The following is a 25,852-nucleotide window of genomic DNA, read 5'->3' on the forward strand; positions in this document are numbered from 1 at the left end:
CCGACGGGTCTCACGCCTGGGGCGGTCCCGGCCCTGGTGCGCCGGCGTGCGGTCGGGCAGTGTGCGGGCATGGACCGACCGTTGCGGGTGGCCGTCGTCGGTGCGGGCCCCGCCGGCATCTACGCCGCCGAGGCGCTGGCGAACCAGGACGACGTCCCCGTGCTGGTCGACCTGCTGGACCGGCTGCCGACCCCGTTCGGGCTGGTGCGGCACGGGATCGCCCCCGACCACCTCAAGATGCGGGCGCTGGCCGAGACGCTGCGGCACACCCTGGACCACCCGGGGGTGCGGTTCGTCGGCGACGTCGAGGTGGGTCGGGACCTGTCGGTGGCCGACCTGCGCGCGCACGCGGACGCCGTCGTGTTCACCCACGGCTCCTCCGGCGCCCGCCGGCTCGGCATCGAGGGCGAGGACCTGCCCGGCAGCCTCGCCGCCACCGACCTGGTGGCGTGGTACACCGGCCACCCCGACGCCGACCGACCGCGGGTCGAGGCGGCGCTGGCGCGGGCCCGCGACGTCGTCCTGGTCGGGGTCGGCAACGTGGCGCTGGACGTCGCCCGGGTGCTGGCCCGCTCCCCCGCCGAGCTCGAGCACACCGACATGCCCCAGCACGTGCTCGACGTCCTGGCCGCCGCCCCGGTCGAGCGGATCACGCTGCTGGGCCGCCGCGGCCCGGCGCAGGCCACGTTCACCACCCAGGAGCTGCGCGAGCTCGGTCACCTCGAGGCCGCCGTCGCGCTGGTCGACCCCGACGGGCTGGACGAGGAGTCGGAGGTCCGCGCGGTGGCCCGCAACCTGGCCGCGCTGCGGGACTGGGCCGACCACGTCCCGGAGGCCGGCAAGGCCAGCGTGCGGCTGCGCTTCTTCGCCCGGCCGGTGCGCGTCCTCGGGGACGACGCGGTCACCGGTGTGGTGGTCGAGCGGACCGCCGTCGACACCGCGGACCGGCTCAGCGGCACCCGGGAGACCGACGTCCTGCCCGCCGACCTGGTGGTCGCCGCGATCGGGTACGTCGGCCACGACCTGCCGGGCCTGGCGGTGGACGGCGGGACCGTGCCGAACGCCGGCGGCCGGGTGCTCCGCGACGGCGCCATCAGCCCCGGCGAGTACGTGGCCGGCTGGATCAAGCGCGGGCCCACGGGCGTGGTCGGCACCAACAAGCACGACGCCCGCGAGACCGTGGCCGCCCTCCTCGAGGACGCCGCCGGGCTTCCCCGGGTCGAGGGCCCGGACCTGGTGGAGACCCTGCGCTCCCGCGGGTGCCACCCGGTCCTGCTGGAGAACTGGCGCACGATCGACGAGGCCGAGCACGCCCTGGGCGCCACGAAGGGCCGCGCGAGGACGACGATCCACGACCGCGACACCCTCCGCGCCCACGCCCACGGGATGCAGCGTTGATCAGGGGGGTGCACGGAACTCCCTCCTCCTCCACGAGATCTGGTGGCGGAGGACGGACGTCGGTGGAGGAGGTCGCACCTGCTGCCGAGCCCGAGCCCATGCCGGTGACCGGGGTGGCTCTCATCGCCGCGGCCGTGCTGCACGCGGTGGTGTCCGTCCTCGTGTCCATCCCGCTGCCGAGCTACGTGCCGATCGCGTTCGACCTCGCCCGCGAGCCGGTGGCCGCGGTGTCGCCGGGCGTCCTGCTGCTGCTCCTGCTCGTCGTCCCCCTGGTCGTGGCCGGCGGCGCGGCGGTGGTGGCCGTCGTCCTCACGCGGGCCGGGCACCCGGTGCGCGGGGACCGGCTGCGCCACCTGGCTGCGGTGACCCTGCTGATGCTCACCTTCGAGGTCGCCGCGGTCTACGGCGCGCTCGGCGGGATCGCGGTCGCGTCGTGGACGGGCGGGGGCGACACGTACCCGACGGGCAGCGTCGCCGTGCAGGGGTTCCAGGACGCCGGCGGCCGGTTGCCCACCGTGGCGCTGGTCGTCGCCGCGGTCTACCTGGCCTACCTGGTCACCTGGGCCGTCGCCGTCCGCCGCACCCGCGCCGGCGTGGATGAGCTCAGCTGATCACCGGCCGTCCTGGCTCACCGGCGTCGGCGAGCCAGGACGGATCCCGCTGCACCCGGCTGATCCACGCCGGGAGCGCAGTGGTCAGCCGGAGTTGCGGAGGGCGGTGGCCACGCCGTTGATCGCCAGCTGGATGCAGCGGCGGACCAGCTCGTCGTCGTCACCCTCGCGGCGGCGGCGCAGCATCTCGACCTGCAGGTGGTGCAGCGGCTCCAGGTAGGGGAACCGGTTGCGGATCGAGCGGGCCAGCGACGGGTTGTCGGCCAGCAGGTGGTCGTCGCCGGTGATCGCCAGCAGGACGGCGACGGTGCGCTCGTGCTCGGCGGTGATGACGTCGAAGACCCGGTGCCGCAGCTCCTCGTCGGGCACCAGCGAGGCGTAGCGGGCAGCCAGCTCCAGGTCGGTCTTGGCCAGCACCATGCCCATGTTCGACAGCACGGTGCGGAAGAACGGCCACCGCCGGTGCAGCTCCTGCAGGTGGGCGAGCTTGGCCGGGTCGTCGTCGATCCACGACTGCAGCGCCGTCCCGGTGCCGAACCAGCCCGGCAGCATGATCCGGGCCTGCGACCAGCTGAACACCCACGGGATGGCCCGCAGGTCGGCGATCTTGTCCCCGGCCTTGCGGGACGGCGGCCGGGACCCGATGTTGAGCTCGGCCAGCTCGCGGATCGGGGTCGCCGCGCGGAACCACTCCACGAAGCCCGGGGTGTCGTGCACCAGGGCCCGGTAGGCGGCCTGCGCACGGGCGGCGAGGTCGTCGAAGAGCGCGTAGACCTCCTCGGCGTCGCCGTCCAGACCCTCCAACGACAGCAGCGAGCTCTCCAGCGTGGCCGCGACCAGCGCCTCCAGGTTCCGGCGGGCCAGGTGCGGCTCGGCGTACTTGGCCGCGATGACCTCGCCCTGCTCGGTGACGCGCAGCTGCCCGGCGACCGACCCCGGCGGTTGCGCCCGGATCGCCTCGTAGGAGGGGCCACCACCACGACCGACGGTGCCGCCCCGGCCGTGGAACAGCCGCAGCTCCACCCCGGCCTCGCGGGCGACGTCGACCAGCGCCAGCTCGGCCCGGTACAGCGCCCAGTTGGCGGCCAGGTAGCCGCCGTCCTTGTTGGAGTCGGAATAGCCGAGCATGACCTCCTGCGTGCCGTCCCGGCCGTCGACCATCGAGCGGTAGAGCGGCTCGGCCAGCATCGCGGCCAGGGTCTCGCCGCCGCCCTGCAGGTCGCCGATCGTCTCGAACAGCGGGGCGATCATGATCGGGGAGCGGGGCAGGCCGTCGTCCCCGAGGGTGACCAGGCCGACCTCCTTCAGGAGGACGGCGACCTCCAGCACGTCCGACACCGACTCGCACATGCTGATCACGTAGTTCGGGATGGCCCGCGCGCCCAGCCGGCGCACCTGCTCGGCCGCGGCGGCCAGCAGGTCCAGCTCGCCCCGGGCGAGGTCGGACAGCTGCGCGTCGGCGCCCACGAGGGGACGACGCAGCCGCAGCTCGCCGGTCAGCAGCTCGCGCCGGGCGGCCTCGTCCAGCGCGGCGTAGTCCTCGCACACGCCGGCCCAGGCCAGGACCTCGGTCAGCACCTCCTCGTGCACCGAGGAGTTCTGCCGCATGTCCAGGCCCGAGAGGTGGAACCCGAACACCTCGACGGCGTCGCGGAGGCGGCACAGCCGGTCGTCGGCCAGCGCCCCGGCCCCGTGGGTGCGCAGCGAGGCCGCGACGACGTCCAGGTCGGCGAGCAGCTCCTCGGGCGCGGCGTAGGGCTCGAGCTCGACGTCGGGCAGGGGCCCGGGCACGTGCCCGACGACGCCGAGCGCGGTCGCGGCCAGCCGCCGGTACATGCCCCGCAGCGCGCGGCGGTAGGGCTCGTCGGCGCGGAACGGCGAGTCGTCCTGCGACGCGTCGGCCAGCGCCTCGAGCTCGGCGGTGGGGGTGACCAGGCGCTCGGACATCGACAGCTCGTCGGCCAGCTCGACCAGCTCGGCGAGGTGGTGGCCCAGCGCGGTCTCGGCGGCCCGGGTGGTCGCCCTGCGGACGGCGTCGGCGGTGACGAAGGGGTTGCCGTCGCGGTCGCCGCCGATCCACGACCCGGTGCGCAGCATCGGGGTGGGCAGCAGGTCGGCGTCGGGCCAGCGCTCGTGCAGCGCGGCCCGCAGCTCGGCGTTGATCGCCGGGACGACGGCGAACAGCGACAGGTCGTAGTAGCGCAGCGCCTCGTCGATCTCGTCCTCGAGCCGCAGCCGCGACAGGCGCAGCAGGGCGGTCTGCCAGAGCGTGAGCACCTCGCGCCACAGGTGCGCCGACCACTGCGCCTCGTCCGGCGCCGTCTCACGGGTGCGGATCAGCTCGGTGACCTGCCGCTGGACCTGCGAGATCGTGCGCCGCCGCACCTCGGTGGGGTGGGCGGTGACCACCGGCACCACCAGCGCCCCGGCCAGCTCGCGCTGCACGTCGGCGACGTCGAGGTCGGCGGCGTCGAGGAGGTCGAAGCTGGCCGCCAGCGTGCCCTTCTGCGGCGGGGAGCCCTCGCGGCGGTGGTGCCGGCGGCGCCGCTCGTGGTGGACGTCCTCGGCCAGGTTGGCCAGCAGCGAGAAGTGGCTGAACGCCCGGATGACGTGGTTGGCGCTGCGCACGTCGAGCCCGGCGAGGCTCTGCGCCAGCCCGCTGCGGCCCACCTCGGAGCGGCGGATCCGGAACGCCTCGACGCGGGCGGCCTCGACGACGTCGAACACCTCGTCGCCGGCCTGCTCGCGCACCACCTCGCCCAGCACCCGCCCCAGCAGGCGGATGTCCTCCCTCAGCGGGGCCTCGTCCTCCGGCCCGTCGGGGTCGGTGCGGCCCAGGTCGGCGACGTCCACGGTGGCTTCAGACACGGGGCGCATTGTGCCGACCGGGTGTGACGGCCTCGTGTCCCGGGGAGGATCGGGCGGTGCTCACCCTCACCGCCACCCCCGTCCTGGACGTCGAACCCGCGATCCACGGCGAGGGCCCGACGTGGGACGCCGCCCGCCGGGAGCTGGTCTGGGTGGACATCGACGCCGGCCAGGTCCGCCGCGCGACCGTCTCCCCGGCCGGCGTGGTGGCCGAGGTCGGCATCCACCCCGGAGGCGGCACCGTCGGCTTCGTCGTCCCCTCGTCGGACGGCGGGTGGCTCCTGGGCGCCGACGGCGGGTTCACCCACCTGTCGGCCGACGGGGCGGCCACCGTGCTGCTGGCGCTGGAGGGCGAGGGACCGGCCGCCGGCACGCGGATGAACGACGGCGCGGTCGACCCGGCGGGTCGCGTGCTCGGCGGCACGATGGCCCTCGACGAGACCCCGGGCGCCGGTTCCCTGTACCGGGTCGACCTGGACGGCTCGGTGCACGTCGTCCTGCGTGACCTGACCATCAGCAACGGGATCGAGTGGACCGCCGACGGCCGCACCGTGTACCTGGCCGACTCGGGGGCGGCGGAGATCCGGGCCCACGACTACGACATCGCGACCGGGGAGTTCGGCGGGAGCCGGGTGTTCCTGGACCTGTCGTCGGACGACGGCCCGCCCGACGGCCTGACCATGGACGACGAGGACCACGTGTGGGTGGCCCTCTGGGGCGCCGGCCAGGTGCGCCGCTACTCCCCCGCCGGCGAGCTGGTGGCCGTCGTCCGGGTGGGGGCGGCCAACACCTCCAGCTGCGCCTTCGCCGGGCCGGGGCTGGACCACCTGGTGATCAGCACGTCCACCCAGGGCCTGGACGAGGCGGCGCGGGCAGCCCAACCCGACGCGGGGCGCCTGTTCGTCGTCCGCCCGGGGGTGACCGGCCGCCCGGCCGGCGTCTACCGCGGCCCGGTCGACGCCCTCCACCGGGCCGAGTGATCCCGGCATGGGAGCCCATGCACCCAGGTAGCAGCCCCGTGGATGGGTGCATGGGCTCCCATGCCGGGGTTCTTCAGTTGATCGGCGAGCCGCCCGTGACGCCGATGACCTCGCCGCTGGTGAAGCTGGCGTCCTCGCTGGCCAGGTAGACGAAGGCGCCGGCCAGCTCGGCGGGCTGGGCGGCCCGCTGCAGCTTCGACTGCTCGCCGAACCCCTCGACCATGTCGGGGGGCATCGTCGCCGGGATGAGCGGGGTCCACACCGGTCCGGGGGCGACGCAGTTGACCCGCACCCCGACCTGCGCGAACTCCTCGGCCATCGACGCGGTGAGGTTGACCAGCGCGGCCTTGGTGGCGGCGTAGGCGGCCAGGTTCGGCGAGGGCGTGAAGCCCTGCACCGAGCTGGTCACGATGACCGACGACCCGGGTGCCAGCTCGGGCTTCGCCGCCTGCAGCAGCCAGAGGAACGCGTAGACGTTGGTGCGGAACGTGCGGTCGATCTCCGCGGTGGTGAACTCCCGGACGTCGGTGACCACGTTCTGGAAGGCCGCGTTGTGCACCAGCAGGTCCAGCCCGCCCAGGCCCTCCACGGTCTGCGCGACCAGACCCTTGGCGACGGCCTCGTCGGAGATGTCGCCCGGGAGCAGCAGCGCGGTGCGGCCGGCGTCGCGGACCAGCCGGGCGGTCTCCTCGGCGTCGGCGTCCTCCGAGAGGTAGGAGATCGCGACGTCGGCACCCTCCCGGGCGTAGGCCAGCGCCACGGCGCGGCCGATCCCGGAGTCGGCGCCGGTGATCAGCGCCCGCCGTCCCTCGAGCCGGCCCGAGCCCCGGTAGGACTCCTCGCCGTGGTCGGGGGCGGGGGTGAGCTCCGCCGTCGTCCCGGGGTGCGCGATCTGCAGACCGGGCACGTCGGAGGAGGTGGGGTGCTTCGTGCGGGGGTCGACGAGCGTCATCAGGAGAACGCCTTCCGCCAGGCCGGCATGAGCTCGCGCTGCGTCCACTCCAGGTAGGGCTGCTGCTGGTCGCCGCCGATCTGCACGAGGGCCAGGTGCGTGTAGCCGGCGTCGGCGTACTCCGTCGCGGCCTCGATCACGGCGTCGACGTCGTCCCCGCACGGGATGGAGCTCTCGACGTCGTCCTCGCGGACGAACTGGCTGGCCGCCTCGAAGCCCGCGGTGCCGGGCAGATCGGCGTTGACCTTCCAGCCCAGGCCGAACCAGCGGAACAGCTCGTGCGCGCGGGTGACCGCCGCGGCCTTGTCGGTGCCGAAGCTGATCGGCATCTGGCCGACCCGGTTCTTGCCGGCCCCGCCGGCCGCGTCGAACATCTCGCCCAGCTCGGGCTTCGGCTCGGTGCCGATCATGACGTCGGCGTACTCACCGGCCAGCTCGCACGACTTCTTCCCCGACACGGCGATGCCGATGGGCACCCCGCCGTCGGGCAGGTCCCAGATCTTCACGCCGTCGGCGTGGAAGTGGTCGCCGTGGAAGGTCGTGTAGCCGTCGCCGGCGAGCAGCTCCTTGATTAGCTGCACGGCCTCGGTGAACATCTCCTGCCGGACCGAGACCGCGGGCCAGCCCTCGCCGGCGACGTGCTCGTTGAGGTTCTCCCCCGAACCGAGCCCGAGGGTGAACCGCCCGTCGGCCAGGATCTGCAGCGTGGCCGCCTGCTGGGCCACCACGGCCGGCCGGTAGCGGAAGGTCGGGCAGGTCACGTAGGTCATCAGGTCGATCCGGCTGGTCGCCTGCGCGGCCGCGCCGAGGGTGACCCAGGCGTTGGGCGCGTGGCCCATCGAGTCCAGCCACGGGAAGTAGTGGTCGCTGCTGACCGCGAAGTCGAAGCCGACCTCCTCGGCCCCGACCACGTGCGCGACGAGGTCCTTGGGGCCCGCCTGCTCGGTCATCATCGTGTAGCCCAGCTGCATGCTCATGCGCAGCCCGCTACCCCCGGGCCGGGGACCCCCAACCGCTCACACGCGCTCGGCGCGCAGGGCCTCCCGGAGCTTGACCTTGCTGCCGGTGCGCAGCAGGGCGCCGGCGTACACCCGGCCGCCGATGCGGACCACCAGGGCGATGGCCAGCAGCATGATGACCACCGAGACGGCGATCTCCCAGCCCGCGGCCTCGCCGGCGGCGATCCGCACCGGCATCACCAGCGGCGACATGCCCGGGACGAAGGAGGTGACCGTGGCCAGCGTCGACCCCGGGTCCTGGGCGGCCTGGATGGAGACGATGAACCCGACGACGAGCAGCAGCGTGGTCGGGGTGAGCACGCTGGGGAGGTCCTCCTGGCGGCTGACCAACGAGGCGGCCGTCGCGAAGACCGAGGCGTAGAGGGCGTAGCCGAGCAGGAACCAGCCGATGACGACCAGCACGGTGCCGATCAGCTGGCCGGGCAGGTCGACGACGTCCAGGGCCAGGGCGCCGGTCACCCCGACCACCGCGATGAGCACGATCTGGACCAGGCCGAGCAGCCCCAGCCCGAGGATCTTGCCGGCCAGCAGCTGCCAGGGCTTCATGGTGGACAGCAGCAGCTCGACGACCCGGGACGACTTCTCCTCGACCACGCCCTGGGCGACGAACTGGCCGAAGAGGATGTAGAGGGCGTAGAGCACGACCACGCCGAGCAGCGCGACGACGACCGCCTGGCCGCGGTCCTCGGTGCTGGGGTCGAGGACGTCGTAGGAGATGGCCGGCGGCGGGGTCAGGCTCACGCCCTGCTCGCCGAGCTGCCGGGCCACCGAGAGCGCGCCGACCGCCGTCTCGGCGATCGCCGACGCAGCGCCGTCCCGGCTTGACTCGACCACGACCTGGGGGTCCTCGCCGGCGGCCCCGACCAGGACGGCGTCGACGTCCCCGTCGGTGACCGCCTGCCGCGCGGCGGCGGTGTCGGCGTACTCGGTGACGGTCACCTCGGTGCCGACCTGCTCACCGGACCGGACCAGGGCCTGCTCGACCTGGGCACCGCCGTCGACGGTGCCGATCGCGGTCGAGGACCCCGACCCGCCGGAGAGCAGCTGGAACACCATGACCCCGAGCACCAGCAGCACGATCACCGCTGAGCTGATCAGGAAGCCCTTGTCCCGGGCCCGGGTGGTGATCTCCCGGCCGGCGACCAGCCGGATGCGCGCCGCCGTGCTCGGGGCGGCGGTCACGCGGCCACCGCCGGGGGCACCGCGACGGCCTCGCGGAAGAGCTCGACCAGCGTGGGTTCCCGCCAACCGAAGTGGGTCACCCGGCCGGTGCGCAGCGCTGCGGCGAGCACCGCCTGGTCGTCGGTGCCCGCGTCGAGCTCCAGGAGGGTGTCACCGCGCTGCTCGCTCACCACCCGCACACCGGGGACGGCGCCGGCCCAGCCGGTCGGCGCGTCGGGGACGACCACGCGCAGCTGCCGGCCGCCCTCGGCCGCGCGCAGCTCGGGCACGGTGCCGCTGGCGACGATCGTGCCGCGGGCGAGGATGCCGACGGCGTCGCAGAGCCGCTCGACAAGGTCGAGCTGGTGGCTGGAGAACACCACCGGGACGCCGGCGCGGCACTGCTCGAGCAGCGCCTCGGCCAACGAGTCGACGCCGACCGGGTCCAGGCCGGAGAACGGCTCGTCGAGGATCAGCACCTCGGGGCGGCCGACCAGCGCTGCGGCCAGCTGGACCCGCTGCTGGTTGCCCAGCGACAGCTTCTGCACCTGCTCGTCGCGGCGGTCGGCGAGGCCCAGCCGCCCGGTCCAGTGCTGCGCGGCGACGGCGGCGTCCGCGCTGCTCAGGCCGTGCAACCGGGCGAAGTAGGCGAGCTGCTGCGCCACCTTCATCTTCGGGTAGAGACCGCGCTCCTCGGGCATGTAGCCGATCCGCTGGCGGCTGGCCTCGTCCAGGGCCTGCCCGCGCCAGCGCACCTCGCCGGCGTCGGCCCGGGCCAGGCCCATCGCGATCCGCATCGTGGTGGTCTTGCCGGCGCCGTTGGAGCCGCAGAACCCGAACATCTGCCCGGGTGCGACGGTGAAGCCGACCCCCTGCAGCACCCGGTTGTCGCCGTAGCTCTTGACCAAGCCGTCGAACTCGAGCACGCATCCTCCGCACGGTCGGGAGTACCGACCCGGACCGTATCCCGGGCCGGCACCGGGGACCGGTCGAGGGTCAGCGCTCGCCGGCGGTGGGGAACAGGTGGGTCACCGCACGCAGCGCGTCCACGGCGGTGGCGCCCGGTCCGCCGACCGGCGCGCCGACGGCTGCCCGGACGACGACGTCGGGCACCCCCCGGGCGACCACCGCGGGGTCCGTGGTGCCCCGGTCCCGAGCGGCGGCGCAGACGGCGACCAGCTGGACCGCCCGGCCGACGGCGACGACGTCGACCTCCGGGTCCGCCAGGACCAGCACCCCGCCGACGGCCGAGACGTGGTCGTGCCACCACCGGTCCCGGCGCCCCCGCGGTGCACCGGGACCGGGGGGTTCGTGGGGGCCGGGCAGCGTCGGGACGACCCAGCGCCCGGGCTCTCCCAGCAGCGGGAGGACGGCGGCCACCAACGCCGCAGCAGCGGGGTCGGGAGGCCCCTCGTCCCCCCGACCCCGCAGCACCCGCGCTCCGTCCACCGCACACCCCCGTGTGACCGGCCGGGCGGTGAGCCCGGCACGTGCTCCCCATGCAGCCACACCGCACACCCCGCACGGCTCGCCGACCGCGCGCAGGTCCGCGCACGCCGACGCCGGACCGCGCAGAAGACCTGCTCAGCGCCGCGCAGTGGCGTAGGTCACCATGTCCCCGTGGCCGAGGACGGGGACGGGGACGGGGACCCCTTCGTGCGGCAGCTCGCCTGGTTGGTCGACCGGGCGGGAGGCAAGGAGGCCCTGGTCCGGGCCAGCGGGAACCGGGTCGGGCTGCGCACGCTGGACACCTGGAGCCGGGGCGGCTACCCGCGGACCTCGGTGTCGGGAGCCGTCCGCGACCTGGACGCGTGGGCCCTGGCCCAGGACTTCGGCTACCCCGACGCCGCCGGGGCACCGCGGTTGGTCAGCAGCTGCGGCACGGCGCGCGTCGTCCCCCCGCCCGTCGTCGCGGGCGGACAGCCGACCGGGGTCCCGACGGTGCACCGGGCGCGACGGTGGTGGGCGCTCGCCGCCGCGCAGGTGGCGGTGGTCGCCGGCACCGTGGCGGTCACCCTCGCGGTGGTCGACGGCGGGACCGGGGCACCGGCCGCGGCTGGTGCCTCCGCCGCCCCGACCGTCGCCGTGCCCGGGCTGCTGCCCAGCCAGGGGGACGGCGAGCCGCGGCCGCAGACGGTGGGGGCCGACGGGGTGAACACCTTCGCCGACCCACGCGGGTTGACCGTCGGGGGCGGGGCGGTCCCGGCCGGCACCGTCGTCGACGTCCGCTGCCGCATCGCCGCCGCCCCCATGCCGTCGGCCGGGCTCGACGGCTGGTGGTACCTCGTCGACTCCGGCCCCTGGGCCGGGCTCTGGGCCGCGGCGGACGGTTTCGTCGGCGGGCGCTCGCCCGGGGACGACGGCGGGTACCCGACCGACCTCGACGTCCCGGTGTGCACGGCGGCCTTCACCTGGTCCCCCGGCCGCTGAACCGGGTCAGCCACGCCGGATGTCCACCCATCGGGCCCTCGACTGCACTACCTTCCCGGGCGACGTCACCGGCCCCGGTGACCCACGGGGGACCCACCGCATGACCGACACCCAGAAGCCCGGCACCCAGCAGCCCGGCACCCAGCAGCCCGGCACCGCGCAGGACTCCGCGCCGTTCGTCCGGCAGATCACCTGGCTCGTCGACCACGCCGGCGGGAAGGACGCGCTGGTCCGGGCCACCGGGAAGAAGGTGAGCGCCCGCACCCTGGACAACTGGGTGCGCGGCGACTACCCGCGGGCCGCCGTCACCGGTGCGGTGCGCGAGCTCGACCGCTGGGCGCTGGCCCAGGGCTTCGGCTACCCGGAGGCGGCCGGGGCACCCCGGTTGATCGACGCCTGCGGTCCGGCAGCCGGTGCGCAGCCGGTGGACGAACCGCGCGTCGCGGAGACCGGGCCGACCCGGCGGCGGGCCCTGCTCGCGGCGAGCGCGGCCGCCCTGGTGCTGGCCACCGCGGTCGTCTCGGTGCTGGTGACCCTGGCCGTCGTGGGCCGGACCCCCGGACCCGCCGCCACGGTGACCGTGGCCGCCCCCACCACGGGCCTCCCCCCGCTGCCGACCACCGGCGACGGGACGCTGTACACCGAGCAGACCGGGTCGCAGGGCTCCAACACCTTCGCCGATCCCCGCACCCTGGCCGACGGGAACGTCCCCGTCCCGGCCGCCACCGACGTCCAGGTGGTCTGCCGCTACTACGCGCCGTCGATCCCCAGCGTCGCCCCCGACGGCTTCTGGTACCTCCTCGACACCGAGGGCTGGGCGGGCCGCTGGGCGCCGGCCAACACCTTCTGGAACGGCGACGTGCCCGGGGTCTACCCCTACACGCACAACACCGACTTCGCGGTCCCCCTCTGCTCCTGAAGGCGGCCGGGACCATCGGTGGAACGGTTCCACGGCCACTAGCATCGCGGGCGTGGAGCCCATGGTCCCGACGGTGGAAGGTCTCGTCCTCCGCCGGGCCGCGGCCGGCAACCTGCTCCCCCGCCCCGGGGCGGGGCACTCCCCGCAGCGCCTGCTCAGCACCCTGCTGGGCGAGTACTGGTCCGACACCGACGACGCGCTGCCGCTGGGCGCGCTGGTCGACCTGCTGCAGGAGTTCGGCATCTCCGAGACCAGCGCCCGGGCGACGGTCACCCGGCTGGCCAAGCGCGGGATGCTCGAGATGGAGCGGGTGGGCCGGCTGACCCGCTACCGGATGACCGCCGACGGCCGTCAGGACGTCGGCGAGCAGGGCGGGGCCATCCGCGACTTCGCCGCCGTCCCCCGCGACTGGGACGGCCGGTGGACGGTGGCGGCGTTCAGCGTGCCCGAGGACCAACGGCAGCTGCGGCACCACCTCCGCAGCTACCTGCGCTGGCTGGGCTTCGCCAGCCTGTTCGACGGCCTCTGGGTGGCCCCGCGCGGCAGCACGGCCACCCTCGAGCAGGTCTTCCGCACCGTCGGGGTCGACCAGTTCGCGGTGTTCCGCACCTCCGACGACCCCTGCGGACGCGAACCGCTGACCGCCTGGGACCTCACCGGTGTCGAGACCGCCTACCGCACGTTCGTCACCGAGCACCGCCCCCTGCTGCACGGGGTGGCCGACAGCACCCCCGCGAGCGCGCTGGTCACCCGCACCCGGGTGTTCGAGGCCTGGCGCACCTTCCCCGCCCTGGATCCCGACCTGCCCCAGGCCTGGCTGCCGGAGGGATGGCCCCGCGCGGAGGCCCGGGAGGTGTTCGTCGGCCTGTACAACGGCCTGGCCACCCCGGCGACCGCGCGGTTCCGGCAGCTGGTCGCAGCGCACGACCCGGTGGCCGCCGGGCGGGCCAGCGAGCGGCGACTACCGGCCTGATCCCGGCCGCACGCGGGTGTCCAGGAAACCGGTGATCGCCTCGGTCAGCGCCTCGGGGTCCTGCGCACGGGGGTCGGCGTTGTTGGCCCGCACCTCCAGCACCGGGATGCCGGCGGCCTCCAGCCCCCGGGTGGTGAACGAGCTGGCCGGGACGTCGTCGGCGACCAGGTGCACGACGCCGTCGACCCCGTGCAGCCGGGCCTCCTTGACGTACCAGTCGGTCGACCACGGCGGGGTGTAGAGCTGGTCGGTGAACCCGGCGAACCGGGCGGCCAGCCGCCGCACCGGGTCACCCCCGGCGCGCACGTACCCGTCGGCGGCGATGGCCAGGTACATGGACCAGACGAACACCGCACCGTGGCTGTCCTGGAACCGCCGGTAGAGGTCCATGTCGAACCACATGCCCCGGCCGATCCACATGAGCCGCACGCGCTCGTCGGGGCAGACCGCGACGCCGGAGTCGACCAGCCCGGCGACCTCCTCGTACAGCCGGCGGGCGGCGTCGCGGCCCCACTCGGTTCCCCGGTGCCACTGCGGCACCATCACGGCGGGGATCGAGTCGGCCACCGCCACCGGGGTGGGCCGCGCGGCGGCGACCAGGTCGCGGGTGCGCCGGTTCCAGCCGGCCTGCTCGTCGACGAGGTCGAGCACGTGGGCCAGCCGGTCGCGGTCGAGCACCCGGCCGGTGCGCTGGGCGAGGAACTGCACGAGCTCCTCGATCTCGGCCACCATCAGGTCCAGCCGGGCCGGGCCGAACGCCTCCTCCCAGCGGTGCGGCACCAGCTCCCACCACCGGTCGGGCACCCGGGTGGCCGACGAGCGCTCGAAGGCGAAGAACTCGGTGTCCGGGTGCTCGCCCCACAGGTCGAACACCTTGCGCTGGGCGTCGCCGCTGGTCTCGGCCAGCACCACCGACGGGCGCGGCAGCCCACCCCACGGGGCGCCGTCGGCGGGCAGCTCCATCGCGCCCAGGGCGATGGCGTCGTACTGCCGGCTGTCGTCGGGGTAGCCCTGCACCCGCAGCACGTCCAGGCTCTCGTCGGCCCGGCGCTTGGCCGACACGATGCTGGCCCACCACTGGTTGACCACGTAGGGCAGGTCCAGGGCACGCAGCACCTCCTGGGGGGCGTCGGCGTTGACCAGCACCAGGGGTTCGCCGGCGGCCGCCCGGGCGCGCACCTGCTGGAACCACTCCTTCTGGTGCGCCGTGGCCGCGGTCGCGGAGGCCAGCCGGGTCACGCGGCGACCGCCGGGGCGGCCAGCGCGGCGAGCAGGTCGGCGGGCGCGGTGCGGTGCGGCTGACCGACCAGGGTCACCAGGGGCACCCCGCAGGCGGCCAGGGCCCGGCGCTGGGCGGGTACGTCCCAGCCGGGCGCCTCGTCGTGCGCGCGCACCAGGGACAGCACGACGTGGGCGCCGCAGCGCGCCGCCTCGGCCGTCGTCCAGGCCGCCCGGTCGGGCACCGACGCGGTCGGGGACGCCGGGCCCCGCCGCTGCCGGGCCAGCGCGAGCGCGCCGGCCGTGGGCTCGGCGGGCACCTGCACGGTCAGCGCGAGGTCGCCCCGGTCGTGGTCCTCCCCCGCGACGTGCCAGCCGGCGTCCTCCAGCGCCGCGTAGTGCGCGTCGTGGTCCTGCACGCTGCCGGTGAGGAACACCCGCCGACCGGCGGACAGGGCGGGCAGGTCGGCGGCCAGCAGGGCGTCGAGCAGCTCGACGGCCTCGGCCGCCGGCACCGTCGACACGACGCCGTGCACGTGCAGGGCCAGGCTGCCGGTCACCGTCGGCTCGGCGGCCCGGCGTCGCTGCTGCACCAGCAGCAGCCGCTCGCGCAGCGCGCGGGCCGGGCGCAGGGCGTCGGCGAGGGCGCCGGCGGGGGCGTCGGGGCCCAGCGGTGCGCGCCCGGTCCACCCGGTGAGGACGTCGGCCAGCCGCAGCACCTCGGCGGTGTCGTAGGCCGTGGTGGACGCCCGGGGCAGGTGCAGCAGGTCCAGCAGGTGCACCGGCGGCAGGCCTCGCCAGGGGTCGAGCCGGCGCAGCTCGCGGAGGGCGTAGAACATCGCCAGCGACGACTGGCAGTCCCGCGACACCACCAGGCCGGCCAGCCCGGCCGCGGAACCGCCCAGCAGCCGGGTGAGCAGGGTCAGCGTCGGTGCGTCGACGGCCGCACCGAGCACGTGCCGTGCCTCGGCCGACGGCGGGCCGGGGTCGCCGGTCAGCCGCACCGGCACCGCCCCGGCGGCCTCGACCAGCTCGACCGGGACGTCGGCGCCCACCACGCCGACCACCGGGGTGCCGGCGGCCACGCGGTCACCGACGTCGTCCCCGCGGGTGCGGTAGCGCTGCGCCCACCAGGCCGGGTCGGCCGGGCCCACCTAGACCACCCCGGCGGCGAGCAGCTCGTCGATCCGGTCGGCCGGGTAGTGCAGCAGGTCGGCCAGCACCGGTCGCACGTGCTCGCCCAGCTGGGGGGCGGGCCGGTCGAGGGTGGTCGCCGCGCCGGACATGCGGATGGGCACCCCGGTGGCGCGCAGCTCGGGGAACAGCCCGTGCCGGGGGTCGACGACCGGCACGACCTCGCCGCGGTCGGCGACGATGGCGTCGCGCACGGCCGCCGCCGGGTCGCGCACCTCGGCGGCCGGTGCGCCGTGCGCGGTCAGCGCCGGGAGCGCCTCGGCCAGGGTGCGCCGCTTGGCCCAGTCGGCGATGAGGGCGTGCAGCTCGGTGGCGTTGGCCACGCGGCCGTCGCGCTCGGCGAAGCGGGGGTCCTCGACCAGGTCCGGTCGCTCGATGGCGCGCAGCACGCCAGCGGCGAAGGCGTTCGTCGGCGCGCAGAGGGCGAACCAGCCGTCCTCGACCTCGAACACCCCGAAGGGGGCCAGCCGGGGCACCGTGGCGCCGGTGCGCACCGGCAGGCCGATCTCCTCCAGCGCGTCGAAGGGTTCGCAGGCCACCAGCGACGTGAGCGCGCCGAGCATCGAGACGTCGACGTGCTGGCCGGGGCCGTCGCTGCCGCGCTGCAGCAGCGCGGACACCGTGCCGATCACCGCGTAGAGCGGGGCCACCAGGTCGCCGACCGGCAGGCCGAAGCGCACCGGCGGCTCCCCCGGCGTCCCGGCGGTCATCATCAGCCCGCTGAGCGCCTGCACGATGGTGTCCATCGCCTTGCCCGAACCGGGCCCGCCCTGGGCGCCGAATCCGCTGATCGAGGTGTAGACGATGCGCGGGTTGATGGCCCTCGCCCAGGCGTGGTCGATGCCCAGCCGGGTGGTCACCCCGGCGCTGAAGTTCTCCACGACGACGTCCGCGGCGCGCACCAGGTCGCCGAGCACCTCGCGGCCGCGCGGGTCCTTGAGGTCGAGGGTGACGCTCTCCTTGCCCCGCCCGCGCACGAGCATCGACAGCGAGAGGTCCTCGGGGTCCTGCCGGCCGATGGTCAGGCCCTCGGCGCTCAGGTAGGGCGAGTTGTTGCGGGAGGAGTCCCCTCCGGTGGCCGGGTTCTCCACCTTGATCACGCGGGCGCCGAGGCCGGCCAGGAGCAGGGTGGCGTACGGGCCGGCCAGCGCGGTGGTCAGGTCGACCACCACGACGCCGTCCAGGGGGCGGGCGGTCATGCGGGGGTCCTCTCGTCGGCGGCGGTCACGAGGACGTCGTCCCCGGACCAGGTGAAACGGGTGTCGAAGCCGGCGCGGCGGCTGATGTCCTCGACGTAGGCGGCCACCTGCTCGGCACGCGCGCCGCGGGTCAGCGGCACCGGGCGGGCGTCGTCGTCGATCCAGGTGGGTCGGAACCCGGCGGTGACGGTCCCGTCGTCGGCGAACCGGCACACCGCGACGGCGGTGTTGCGGCTCTCGGGGTGGAAGGCGTAGGTGGGCATGGCCGGGTCGGGGCTGAACCCGAACATCTCCTTGCGCCGACGGCCCCAGGCCTCGACCTCGGCGGAGTTCTGCCCCGACGGCGTGAGGGCGTGGGTGACGGTGACGAAGTTGCCCAGGCCGTGGAACACCGGCCTGCCGCGGTGCACCTCGATGCCGCGCATGATGTGCGCGTGGTGGCCGAAGACGGCCGAGGCGCCGGCGTCGATCGCCGCGTGCGACACCTGCCGCTCGTAGTCGGCCACCAGCGCCGGGGTGTGCCCGATGCCCTTGTGCAGCGAGACCAGCACCAGGTCGGCGGTCCCCGCGGCGGCGGCGACGTCGTCCTGCATGCGGCGCAGGGTCTCGGGGGCGGCGAACGTGTAGACCGTCGGCGGGCCACCGGGGTTGGCGAACTCGAGGTCGTAGTGGGTGAGCACCTTGACGTAGGCGCAGCCGGCCTTGCCGCTGGTCGCCCACGACTCCTTGGGTCCCACGCAGTTGTAGCTGAGCACCGCGATCCGGCGCCCGGCCCGCTCGACCACCGCGGGCACCCGGGCCTCGGCCAGGGAGGCCCCGGTGCCGGTGACCACGAGGCCGGCGGCCCGGGCGTGCGCGATGGTGTCCAGCACGCCCTCGGTGCCCAGGTCGTACGCGTGGTTGCCGGCCGTCGTGGCCACCGCGAACCCGGCCCGGGCCACCGCGGCCAGCGCCGCGGGGTCGGCCGGGGGCGCCGGCACGTCGACGACGGCGGGCACCGTGGCCGTCGTGTGCGGCACCTCGACGTGGCCGATGGCCAGGTCGGCCGAGTGCAGGTACTCGCGGGCGGGGTCGAAGAACGAGTCGGGGTCGGGCTCGTCGAGCACCAGGTCGCCGACGGCCAGCACGGTCAGCTCGCTCACCGGGCGACCTCCAGCACCGGCAGCCCGGCCAGGAACTCGGTGATCGGGCCGACCAGCCGCTCGGGCCGCTCGTCGGCGACGAAGTGGCCCTCGTCCTCGAACAGCACGCCGACCGAGCCGCGCACGCTGGTCAGCGCCCGCAGGGTCGACTGCGGGGAGATGACGCCGTCGCGCATGCCGCCGATCACCAGCACCGGCAGGTCGATCCCGGCCAGCACGGCGCGCAGCGCGGTCTCGTCGGTGGCGTCGGGGTAGGGCATGCCCTGGTTGATCCGGGCCTCCTCGTCGTCCATGGCCAGGAACGCGGCGACCTTCTCCGCCACGAACGCGTCACGCAGCGCGACCCGCTCGGTGCCCTCGACGGGGCCGCCGATGGTGCGCATGGCCTTCTCGATCACCGCCGGGTCGCGGCGGTTGGCCACGATCTCCCGGCGCCCGGCCGAGGAGGAGGTGTCGCCGTCGCGGTCGTGCGGGGTGCCGACGACGGAGACCAGCGCGCGCAGCCGGTCGGGGTGCCGGCGGGCCAGGTGCCAGCCGATGCCCGCGCCGTGCGAGACGCCGGTGTAGACGAACCGGTCGACGCCCAGGGCGTCGGCGACCGCGACGACGTCGTCGGCCCACTGGTCCAGCCAGCCCGGGGCCGGGGGCTCCGGCGACCGCGACGAGCGACCGAACCCGCGGGCCTGCACGGTCACGACGTGGGCGCCGGTGGGGTGCTGCGCCAGGATCGCCGGGTAGCGCGAGAAGCCCATGGCGGAGGACAGCACGTGCAGGTCGCCGGTGCCGTGCTCCTCGACCCACACGTGCGCGTCACCCGCGAGCGGGATGGTGGTCATGGTCGTCCTCCGGGGTTCTCGGGGTCGGGGAGCTCGGGCACGTCCTCGGGCAGCAGCAGGCGCTGCTCCACGAGGGCCCGGGTGGCGTCGGTGAACCGCTGCACCCGGTCGGGCGCGGGGTCCAGGGGGGTCTGCACGCCGACGAGGTCGGCCACGACCTGGGCGTCGAGGTGCGGGGGCGCGAACGGCGAGGGCACGCAGCCGCCGGGTGCCGGGGTGGCGTAGGGCCAGTAGGACGCCAGCGGCGCCTCCACCCAGGGGGTGCGCACACCGCCGAGCACGTTGCCGACGGCGTCGCGGGCCAGTGCCCGGGCGCCGTCCGGGACCCGCCGGTCGCTCCCCTCGGCGAAGGCGAACCGGTCGGCCCGCGGCATGGGGACGCCGTCGGCGACCCAGGCGTCGAGCGCGGCGACCACCGCGCGGGCGACCAGGTCCAGCCGGGTGCGCGAGCGCTGCTCGAGCACCTCGTTGCTCCCGGTCGGCAGCCCCTTCGCCCGGTACTGCGCGGCGTTGACCAGCACCTCCGAGGGGCCGGTGCCGTCGTGCGCGGTGCCGGCGACCTGGTAGAGCCGGTAGCGGTCCCCGGGGGCGTCGGAGTCCGGGCGCAGCACCGGGGCGTGGGTGGCCGACTCGGTCTCGCTGAGCACCTCGACGACCGGCACGTCGTGCCCGCCCACGGTGCGCCGCGGGTCGTCGGGGGCCGGCACCGGCTGCCCCGGCGGGGGTGGGTAGCCGGCCGGCCCCGCGCCGCCGGAGGAGATGCCGAGGACGTAGCCGTCCAGCACCGGGGCGCCGTCGGGCAGCCGCACGGCCTCGTGGAACCCCTCGCCGAGCAGCACCCGCACGAACGACCCGGTCATCGACCAGCCCGACAGGTGCGCCCGCGCCACCGGCTGGCCGGCGAGCAGGTCCAGCTCGCCGGTCCGCACCGCCCGCACGACGGCGGTGAGCACCTCCTGGCCGGCGACGTCGGCGGGCAGGTCGAGGTCGCCGTAGCGCGCGGGGTCGAACTGCTCGCGCATCGAGGCCGCGGTGACCCGCGCAGTGGTGACGCCCAGCCACGCACCGCCGGTGCGCAGCATCCACGGGTGCAGCACGCGCCAGGTGGCCGCGGTGTCGAACTCGGGGTGCAGCGCCTCGACCTGCAGCACCCCGCTGGCCCGGGCCGGGTCGGCCGGTCGGCGGACCAGCACCCGGGTGGTCCACCGGTCGCCGGTCACGAGGAACTCCTGCTCGACGTAGCCGTGCGCAGCCAGGTCGACGCCGCCGGGCAGCCCGGGGACCGCGGCGGCCCCCAGCGGCCGGGACACCTCGGTGACCGGCAGCTCGCGGGCGATCACGCGACCACCGCCGGCGGCAGCGTGGCCACGGCGTCCTCGGTGCGGTGGCAGGTGACCTGCGTCCCGGACGGCGAGGTGCGCAGGGCCGGCCGCTGCTCGTGGCACACGTCGGTGGCCAGCAGGCAGCGGTGGGTGAAGGGGCAGGACTCCCCCAGCGGAGCCGGGGCGCTGCGCACCGCGGCGGCGCGGGCGGCCCGGGCCTCGCGGCGGGCCCGCTGCCGGTCGGGGTCGGCGACCGGGGCGGCGGCCAGCAGGGCCTGGGTGTACGGGTGCGCCGGGGCGCCCTGCACGGCCACCGCTGCGCCGGACTCCATGACCCGGCCGCGGTAGAGCACCAGCACCTGGGAGGCCATGTGCTCGACCACGCCGAGGTCGTGGGAGATGAACAGGTAGGCCAGCCCCAGGTCACGCTGCAGCTCGGTGAGCAGGTTGAGCACCTGCGCCTGCACCGAGAGGTCCAGCGCGCTGACCACCTCGTCGCAGACCACCAGCCGCGGCGCCACGACCAGGGCGCGGGCGATGGCGATGCGCTGGCGCTGCCCGCCGGAGAACTGCGCGGGGTAGCGGGTCGCGGCGTCGGCGGGCAGCCCGACCCGGGCCAGGATGTCGGCCACCCGGGCCCGCACGCCGTCGGCGCCGGGGCGCCGGCCGTCGCGGTCGCCGAGGGCCAGCAGCGGCTCGGCCACCGACCAACCCACCGTCCGGGTCGGGTTCAGCGAGCTGTTCGGGTCCTGGAACACGTACTGCACGTCGCGCAGGAACCCGCGGTCGCGGCGGCCGGCCGGGTCCTGCACGACGCCGTCCAGCCGCACCTCGCCGGCGGCGACGGGCGCCAGCCCCACCAGCGCCTTGGCCAGGGTGCTCTTGCCCGAGCCCGACTCGCCGACCAGGCCGAGGGTGGCGCCGGCCTCGACGCGGAAGCCGACGTCGTCGACCGCCCGGCGGGTGCCGCGCCGGCCCCACCGGTAGTCCACCGACACCCCGTCGAGCTCGACCAACGGCGCGGCCCCGGTCGCCCTCATCGCGACCGCTCCAGGGTCAGCCCGACCGGCTGCCCGGCGGGGACCAGCGGGTGGATGCAGCGGGCCACGCGGCTGCCGGCCAGCTCGACCATCGGGATGCCCTCCTGGGTGCAGTCGTCCTGGGCCCGCGGGCAGCGGGCGGCGAAGTGGCAGCCGGTGGGCCAGGCATCCGGCGGCGGCACCGTGCCGGGCACGGTGCGCAGGGTGCCGTCGGGGGCGGGCTGGTCGGGGCTGCAGTCGAGCAGGGCCCGGGTGTAGGGGTGACCCGGCCCGGCGAAGACGTCGGCGGCGTCGGCGCGCTCGACCACCTCGCCGGCGTAGAGCACCACCACCCGCTCGCAGGCGTCGGCCACCACGCCCCAGTCGTGGGTGACCAGCAGGATCGCCATGCCGGTCTCGGCCTGCAGCGCACGCAGCAGGTCGAGCACCTCGGCCTGCACGGTCACGTCCAGGGCCGTGGTGGGCTCGTCGGCCACCAGCAGCCGGGGCCGGCCGGCCAGGGCCATCGCGATCGCGACGCGCTGGGCCATGCCGCCGGAGATCTCGTGCGGGTACCGCCTGGCCACCTCGGCCGGGTCGATCACCTGCACCTGCTCGAGCAGCTCGACCACCCGGACCCGCGCGGCGCGGCGGCCGACCCGGTCGTGCACCCGGACCAGCTCGCCGAGCTGGGCCCCGATCCGCGAGGTCGGGTCCAGGGCGCGCAGCGGGTCCTGCGCGACGAGGGCGATCTGGCTGCCCCGCACACCTCGCCAGCCCCGGCCGCGCAGGCCGGTCAGGTCGGTGCCCCGCCACCAGGCCGAGCCGGCCACGACGGCGCCGTTGCGGGGCAGCAGGCCGAGCACGGCCTTGGCCACGACGCTCTTGCCGCTGCCGGACTCCCCCACCAGGCCGACGGTCTCGCCGGCCCGGACGTCGAGGTCGACGTCGCGGACCACGGTGACCTCGCCGGCCGCGGTGGCGAAGGCGACCTCCAGCCCGCGCACGGCGAGCAGGACGTCGGGGTCGCCGGGGTCGGCGGCGGGCACCCGTCCGCGGCGCCGCACGCTGCGCCCGCCGGAGGCCGACGACCGGTCGGCGGTGGTGTCGCGGACGACGTCGCCGAGCACGCCAAGGGCCAGCACGGTGATCGCGATGACCCCGCCGGTGGGCACCATCAGCCAGGGGTAGCTCTGCACGACCGAGGCGGCCTCGCCGACCATGCCGCCCCAGGTGGGTTCCGGCGGCGGGGCGCCCAGCCCGAGGAACGACAGGCCGGTCTGGACGCCGAGGGCGATGGTCGCGAACAGCGTCGTCTGCACGATGACGACCCCGCGCACCCGCGAGAGCACGTGCCGCACGGCGACCTGCCGGCGGGACAGGCCCATCAGCCGGCCGGCGGTGACGTGCAGCTCCTGGCTCGCCGCCAGCGCCGCGCCGCGCACGATGCGCACCAGCCCGGCCGAGCCGAGCAGGCCGAACACGGCCATGCCGATGAGCAGGTCGTTGCCGAACAGGGTCAGGACGCTGAGCAGGATGACGATGGTCGGCACGGCCATGACCAGGTCGACGACCCGGGTGATGACCTGGTCGACCCGGCCGCCCAGATGGCCGGCGGCGAGGCCGAGAGGCAACGCGACCACGGTGCGCACGAGCACGGCGACCAGCACCGCGACCAGCGAGGACGCCCCGCCCTGCAGCAGCCGGCTGAGGACGTCGCGCCCGAGCAGGTCGGTGCCCAGCCAGTGCGCACCCGACGGCGTCTGCCGGGCCGCGGCGAGGTCCTGCGCCAGCGGGTCGTACGGGGTGACGAACGCGCCGACGAGGCAGGCCAGCACGACGACGAGCAGGACGGCGCCGGCGGTGCGGCCGCGCCAGGTGGCCAGCACCCCGCGCAGCAGCGACCCGCGGGCCGCGGTGGCCGGTGCGGTGGCGGCGGTGGCCGCGACGGTGGCGCTCACGCCGTGCGCACCTTCGGGTCGAGCAGCCCGTAGGCCACGTCCACGAGCAGGTTGACCAGGACGACGACGAGGGTGAAGTAGACCCCGATGCCGAGGATCACCGACACGTCGTGGTCGACGGTGGCCTGGGTGGCCCGGCTGCCCAGGCCCGGGAGCACGAACACGTTCTCCACGAACACCGTGGCGTCCAGGCTGCCGACGAACACCACCCCGATGGCCGAGACCACCGGGATCGAGGCGTTGCGCAGCACGTGGCCGAGCACGAGCCGGGTCTCGGGCAGGCCGTTGGCCCGCAGCACCGCGACGTGGTCGCTCTCCAGCACGGTGAGCGCGGCGTCGCGGGTCTGCTTGGCGATGACCGCCACCCCGAGCAGGCCGAGGGAGACCACCGGCAGCACCAGGGAGGAGGCCCAGCCGCCCAGCGACTGGTCGGGCGAGACGTAGCCGGTGGCCGGGAACCACCGCAGCTTGACCGCGAACACCGACACCAGCACCAGCGCGACCCAGAAGCTGGGCAGCGCGATGCCGGCCAGGGACACCACGTCGAGCACCCGGGCGGTGATGCCGCCGCGCAGCGCGCCGACCACGCCGACCGCCACCCCGACCACCGAGCAGACCACCACCGTGGTCAGCACCAGGGCGAGGGTGACGGCCAGCCGGCTGTTCAGCGCGGTGGTCACCGGCTCCCCGGTGAACACCGAGGTGCCCAGGTCGCCGTGCGCCAGCCCGCCCAGCCAGCTCAGGTACTGCTCGTACCAGGGCCGGTCCAGGCCGAGCTCGGTGCGCAGGGCGGCGACGGCGTCGGGGGTGGCCGACTCGCCCAGGATGGTGCGGGCCGGGTCACCGGGCACCAGCGAGGCGAGCAGGAAGACCACCAGCGAGACGCCCAGCACCAGCGGCACCGCCCACAGCAGGCGCCGCAGCACGATCCTCAGCACGGCGTCCTCCCGCGCTGCGGTGCCGCCGGGCTCACGAGGCCGGCCGCCAGGCCAGGTCGGCCTCGGGGGCGACCGGCATCGGGTTGGGGTTCTGCACCGACGCGGTGACCCCGGTGATGTCCTCGGCGACGTAGTAGATGTTCTGCGTCGAGATCACCGGCACGACCCAGGCCAGCTGCTCCAGCCGTTCGTTGGCCTGCTCGTAGAGGTCGGTGCGCTGCTGACCGGTGGCGGCGAAGGCCTGGCCGAGCAGGTCCTGCACCTGCGGGTCGGTGCTGTCGAAGGGGTTGAAGACCGTCCCCGGCGCCAGGATCTGGTTGGTCACCTGCGCCATGTCCGCCCCGGCGGAGGGCCACATGAGCGCCTCGTACCGGTCGGAGGTGCCGGCCTGGATGAACGCCGGGACGCCGGTGGACTCCACCTGGAGGTCGACGGTGATGCCGATCTCGCCGAGCGCGCTGGCCACCGCCTGCGAGATGGCGGTGTTGGGGTCGAGGACGGGCTGGGTCAGCAGGGTCATCGAGAACCCGTCGGCGTAGCCGGCCTCGGCCATCAGCTGCTTGGCCTCGTCCAGGTCGAAGTCGTAGCCGGCCGCGTCGTCGTCCACGTAGCCGTCGAGGTCCGGGAGGATCACCTGCGTGCTGGGCGCGAAGGTGTCCGGCCCGAGGGCGCCGGCGATCGAGTCGCGGTCCAGCGCGTAGCCCATGGCCCGCCGCACGCGCTCGTCGGCGAGGGCCGGGTTGATCGTGCCGGCGCGGTCGGCCAGCACGAGCGACCAGTTGAAGAACGGCGCGGTGACCACGCCGAGGCCGGCGTCCTGGGCCAGCGACAGCGTGCTCGTGTCGCCCTCGGCGACGTCGAGCTGGCCGGTCTGCGCGGCCGACAGCACCGCGTTCGGGTCACCGATGACCCGGACGACGACGGTGTCGTACTGCTGGGCGTCGGGGTTCCAGTAGCCGTCGTTGCGCTGGTAGGTGTACCGGTCGCCGGTCACCGAGGAGCCGGCGTCGTAGGTGTACTGCCCGGTGCCCTGCGAGGCGTTCAGCAGCGAGTCGGGGTCGGCCAGGCCGGCCGGGCCGATGACCACGCCGAGCCCGAAGTACTGGGTCATCGTCGAGGCGGCGTCGGGGTTGGGCCGCCCGTAGGTGACGCGCACGGTCGACTCGTCGGTCGCCTCGACCGACTGGACGTCGCCCACCTGGCCGGCCAGCGAGCCACCGGCCTGGAGGAAGTACTCCATCGAGGCGACGACGGCGTCGGCGTCCATGGGGCTGCCGTCGGAGAAGGTGACGTCGTCGCGCAGCTGCAGCTCGAAGACGGTGTTGCCCTCGCCCACGTAGTCCCACGAGGTGGCCAGGTCGGGCACCAGGTCGCCGTCGCCGGAGAGGTAGATGAGCGGGTCGTAGGCCAGCATCGTGAAGACCGAGGACCCGCCGTTGCCGCCCAGGGCGGGGTTCAGGCTGATCGGGGCGCCCGGGAACTGCAGCTGCAGGGTGCTCGCGTCGCCCCCTGCGCCACCTCCCCCGGAGGACTGCGACGTGCAGGCGGTGAGCGTGGCCACGAGCGCCAGGGCGGCGACGGCCACCCAGCGGCGTCGCGAGGGACGGAGGGTGGGGCGGGGCATGGGGTTGCTCCTCATCGAGCGGTCCGACAGCGGGGCTGCGCGCGCTGGGCCGGGACCGGAGGATCATCCGGGGAGCAGGGTCCGGGAA

At 75.4% G+C, this 25,852-nt stretch carries 22 protein-coding genes; 6 read left to right on the top strand and 16 right to left on the bottom strand.

The features are described from left to right. Nucleotides 1–69: 69 nt before the first annotated feature. Nucleotides 70–1,398, top strand: a complete 1,329-nt coding sequence (locus tag BLS67_RS09645; protein ID WP_091243847.1) for an FAD-dependent oxidoreductase — start codon at nt 70–72, stop codon at nt 1,396–1,398. Nucleotides 1,399–1,460: 62 nt separating this feature from the next. Beyond that, nucleotides 1,461–2,009: a hypothetical protein gene (locus tag BLS67_RS09650; protein ID WP_091243851.1), complete on the top strand. Its 549-nt coding sequence runs from the start codon at nt 1,461–1,463 to the stop codon at nt 2,007–2,009. 84 nt (nt 2,010–2,093) lie between these two features. On the opposite strand, the gene ppc is transcribed toward BLS67_RS09650, so the two are convergent. Next, nucleotides 2,094–4,877 carry a phosphoenolpyruvate carboxylase gene (gene ppc / locus BLS67_RS09655; RefSeq protein WP_207500458.1) on the bottom strand — a complete coding sequence of 928 codons (2,784 nt, stop codon included), beginning with the start codon at nt 4,875–4,877 and terminating at the stop codon, nt 2,094–2,096. Between the two features lie 56 nt (nt 4,878–4,933). On the opposite strand from ppc, the gene BLS67_RS09660 reads away from it, so the two are divergent. After that, on the top strand, nt 4,934–5,857 hold the full coding sequence (locus BLS67_RS09660; protein ID WP_091243859.1) for an SMP-30/gluconolactonase/LRE family protein: 924 nt from the start codon (nt 4,934–4,936) through the stop codon (nt 5,855–5,857). 73 nt (nt 5,858–5,930) lie between these two features. Here BLS67_RS09660 and BLS67_RS09665 read toward each other — a convergent pair whose 3' ends face one another. From BLS67_RS09665 to BLS67_RS09685, 5 genes are all read right to left on the bottom strand, one after another. Further along, nucleotides 5,931–6,809 carry an SDR family oxidoreductase gene (locus BLS67_RS09665; RefSeq protein WP_091243862.1) on the bottom strand — a complete coding sequence of 293 codons (879 nt, stop codon included), beginning with the start codon at nt 6,807–6,809 and terminating at the stop codon, nt 5,931–5,933. Beyond that, nucleotides 6,809–7,786, bottom strand: coding sequence for a TIGR03557 family F420-dependent LLM class oxidoreductase (locus tag BLS67_RS09670; RefSeq protein WP_091243865.1), 978 nt, complete (start codon nt 7,784–7,786; stop codon nt 6,809–6,811). The genes BLS67_RS09665 and BLS67_RS09670 overlap by 1 nt, the downstream gene beginning before the upstream one ends. Nucleotides 7,787–7,825: 39 nt before the next feature. Further along, entirely contained in the window at nt 7,826–9,010 is a 1,185-nt protein-coding gene (locus tag BLS67_RS09675; RefSeq protein WP_091243868.1) for an ABC transporter permease, read from the bottom strand. Continuing rightward, nucleotides 9,007–9,915 (bottom strand): ABC transporter ATP-binding protein, encoded by a 909-nt coding sequence (locus BLS67_RS09680; RefSeq protein ID WP_091243870.1) that lies wholly within the window; start codon nt 9,913–9,915, stop codon nt 9,007–9,009. Before BLS67_RS09680 ends, BLS67_RS09675 begins: the two co-directional genes overlap by 4 nt. A gap of 70 nt (nt 9,916–9,985) precedes the next feature. Beyond that, complete coding sequence (locus BLS67_RS09685; RefSeq protein ID WP_131801712.1) at nt 9,986–10,438, bottom strand: hypothetical protein; 453 nt, start codon at nt 10,436–10,438, stop codon at nt 9,986–9,988. Between the two features lie 171 nt (nt 10,439–10,609). Here BLS67_RS09685 and BLS67_RS09690 point away from each other — a divergent pair, with 171 nt between their 5' ends. The 3 genes from BLS67_RS09690 (at nt 10,610) to BLS67_RS09700 (ending at nt 13,311) form a co-directional block, all read left to right on the top strand. Continuing rightward, on the top strand, nt 10,610–11,419 hold the full coding sequence (locus BLS67_RS09690) for a hypothetical protein (RefSeq protein WP_091243876.1): 810 nt from the start codon (nt 10,610–10,612) through the stop codon (nt 11,417–11,419). A gap of 100 nt (nt 11,420–11,519) precedes the next feature. After that, nucleotides 11,520–12,338, top strand: a complete 819-nt coding sequence (locus tag BLS67_RS09695; RefSeq protein ID WP_091243879.1) for a hypothetical protein — start codon at nt 11,520–11,522, stop codon at nt 12,336–12,338. A 61-nt stretch (nt 12,339–12,399) separates the two neighbouring features. Continuing rightward, on the top strand, nt 12,400–13,311 hold the full coding sequence (locus BLS67_RS09700) for a PaaX family transcriptional regulator (RefSeq protein ID WP_091243882.1): 912 nt from the start codon (nt 12,400–12,402) through the stop codon (nt 13,309–13,311). Here the strand turns inward: BLS67_RS09700 and BLS67_RS09705 are convergent. From BLS67_RS09705 to BLS67_RS09750, 10 genes are read right to left on the bottom strand one after another with little or no spacing between them, the layout of a single operon-like run. Beyond that, nucleotides 13,300–14,550, bottom strand: coding sequence for a 2-hydroxyacyl-CoA dehydratase family protein (locus BLS67_RS09705; protein ID WP_091243885.1), 1,251 nt, complete (start codon nt 14,548–14,550; stop codon nt 13,300–13,302). The two genes, BLS67_RS09700 and BLS67_RS09705, sit on opposite strands and share 12 nt — an antisense overlap. Continuing rightward, on the bottom strand, nt 14,547–15,683 hold the full coding sequence (locus BLS67_RS09710) for a 2-hydroxyacyl-CoA dehydratase family protein (RefSeq protein WP_091243888.1): 1,137 nt from the start codon (nt 15,681–15,683) through the stop codon (nt 14,547–14,549). The genes BLS67_RS09705 and BLS67_RS09710 overlap by 4 nt, the downstream gene beginning before the upstream one ends. After that, nucleotides 15,684–16,922: a CaiB/BaiF CoA transferase family protein gene (locus BLS67_RS09715; RefSeq protein WP_091243892.1), complete on the bottom strand. Its 1,239-nt coding sequence runs from the start codon at nt 16,920–16,922 to the stop codon at nt 15,684–15,686. It abuts the gene before it with no gap. Continuing rightward, nucleotides 16,919–18,064 (bottom strand): CapA family protein, encoded by a 1,146-nt coding sequence (locus BLS67_RS09720; RefSeq protein ID WP_091243895.1) that lies wholly within the window; start codon nt 18,062–18,064, stop codon nt 16,919–16,921. Before BLS67_RS09720 ends, BLS67_RS09715 begins: the two co-directional genes overlap by 4 nt. After that, nucleotides 18,061–18,900, bottom strand: a complete 840-nt coding sequence (locus BLS67_RS09725; RefSeq protein ID WP_091243898.1) for an alpha/beta fold hydrolase — start codon at nt 18,898–18,900, stop codon at nt 18,061–18,063. The genes BLS67_RS09720 and BLS67_RS09725 overlap by 4 nt, the downstream gene beginning before the upstream one ends. After that, the gene (locus BLS67_RS09730) at nt 18,897–20,240 is read right to left on the bottom strand and encodes an alpha/beta hydrolase domain-containing protein (RefSeq protein WP_091243901.1); all 1,344 of its coding nucleotides are present in this window, start codon (nt 20,238–20,240) and stop codon (nt 18,897–18,899) included. The genes BLS67_RS09725 and BLS67_RS09730 overlap by 4 nt, the downstream gene beginning before the upstream one ends. Further along, nucleotides 20,237–21,262, bottom strand: a complete 1,026-nt coding sequence (locus BLS67_RS09735) for an oligopeptide/dipeptide ABC transporter ATP-binding protein (RefSeq protein WP_091243905.1) — start codon at nt 21,260–21,262, stop codon at nt 20,237–20,239. The genes BLS67_RS09730 and BLS67_RS09735 overlap by 4 nt, the downstream gene beginning before the upstream one ends. Then, entirely contained in the window at nt 21,259–23,202 is a 1,944-nt protein-coding gene (locus BLS67_RS09740) for a dipeptide/oligopeptide/nickel ABC transporter permease/ATP-binding protein (protein ID WP_091243908.1), read from the bottom strand. Before BLS67_RS09740 ends, BLS67_RS09735 begins: the two co-directional genes overlap by 4 nt. Continuing rightward, nucleotides 23,199–24,140 (bottom strand): ABC transporter permease, encoded by a 942-nt coding sequence (locus tag BLS67_RS09745; protein WP_091243912.1) that lies wholly within the window; start codon nt 24,138–24,140, stop codon nt 23,199–23,201. Before BLS67_RS09745 ends, BLS67_RS09740 begins: the two co-directional genes overlap by 4 nt. 31 nt (nt 24,141–24,171) lie before the next feature. Further along, a complete protein-coding gene (locus BLS67_RS09750) occupies nt 24,172–25,764 on the bottom strand; it encodes an ABC transporter substrate-binding protein (protein WP_207500459.1) in 1,593 nt (530 codons plus the stop codon). Between the last annotated feature and the right edge of the window lie 88 nt (nt 25,765–25,852).

Source organism: Klenkia soli (assembly GCF_900103975.1).
Taxonomy (GTDB): domain Bacteria; phylum Actinomycetota; class Actinomycetes; order Mycobacteriales; family Geodermatophilaceae; genus Klenkia; species Klenkia soli.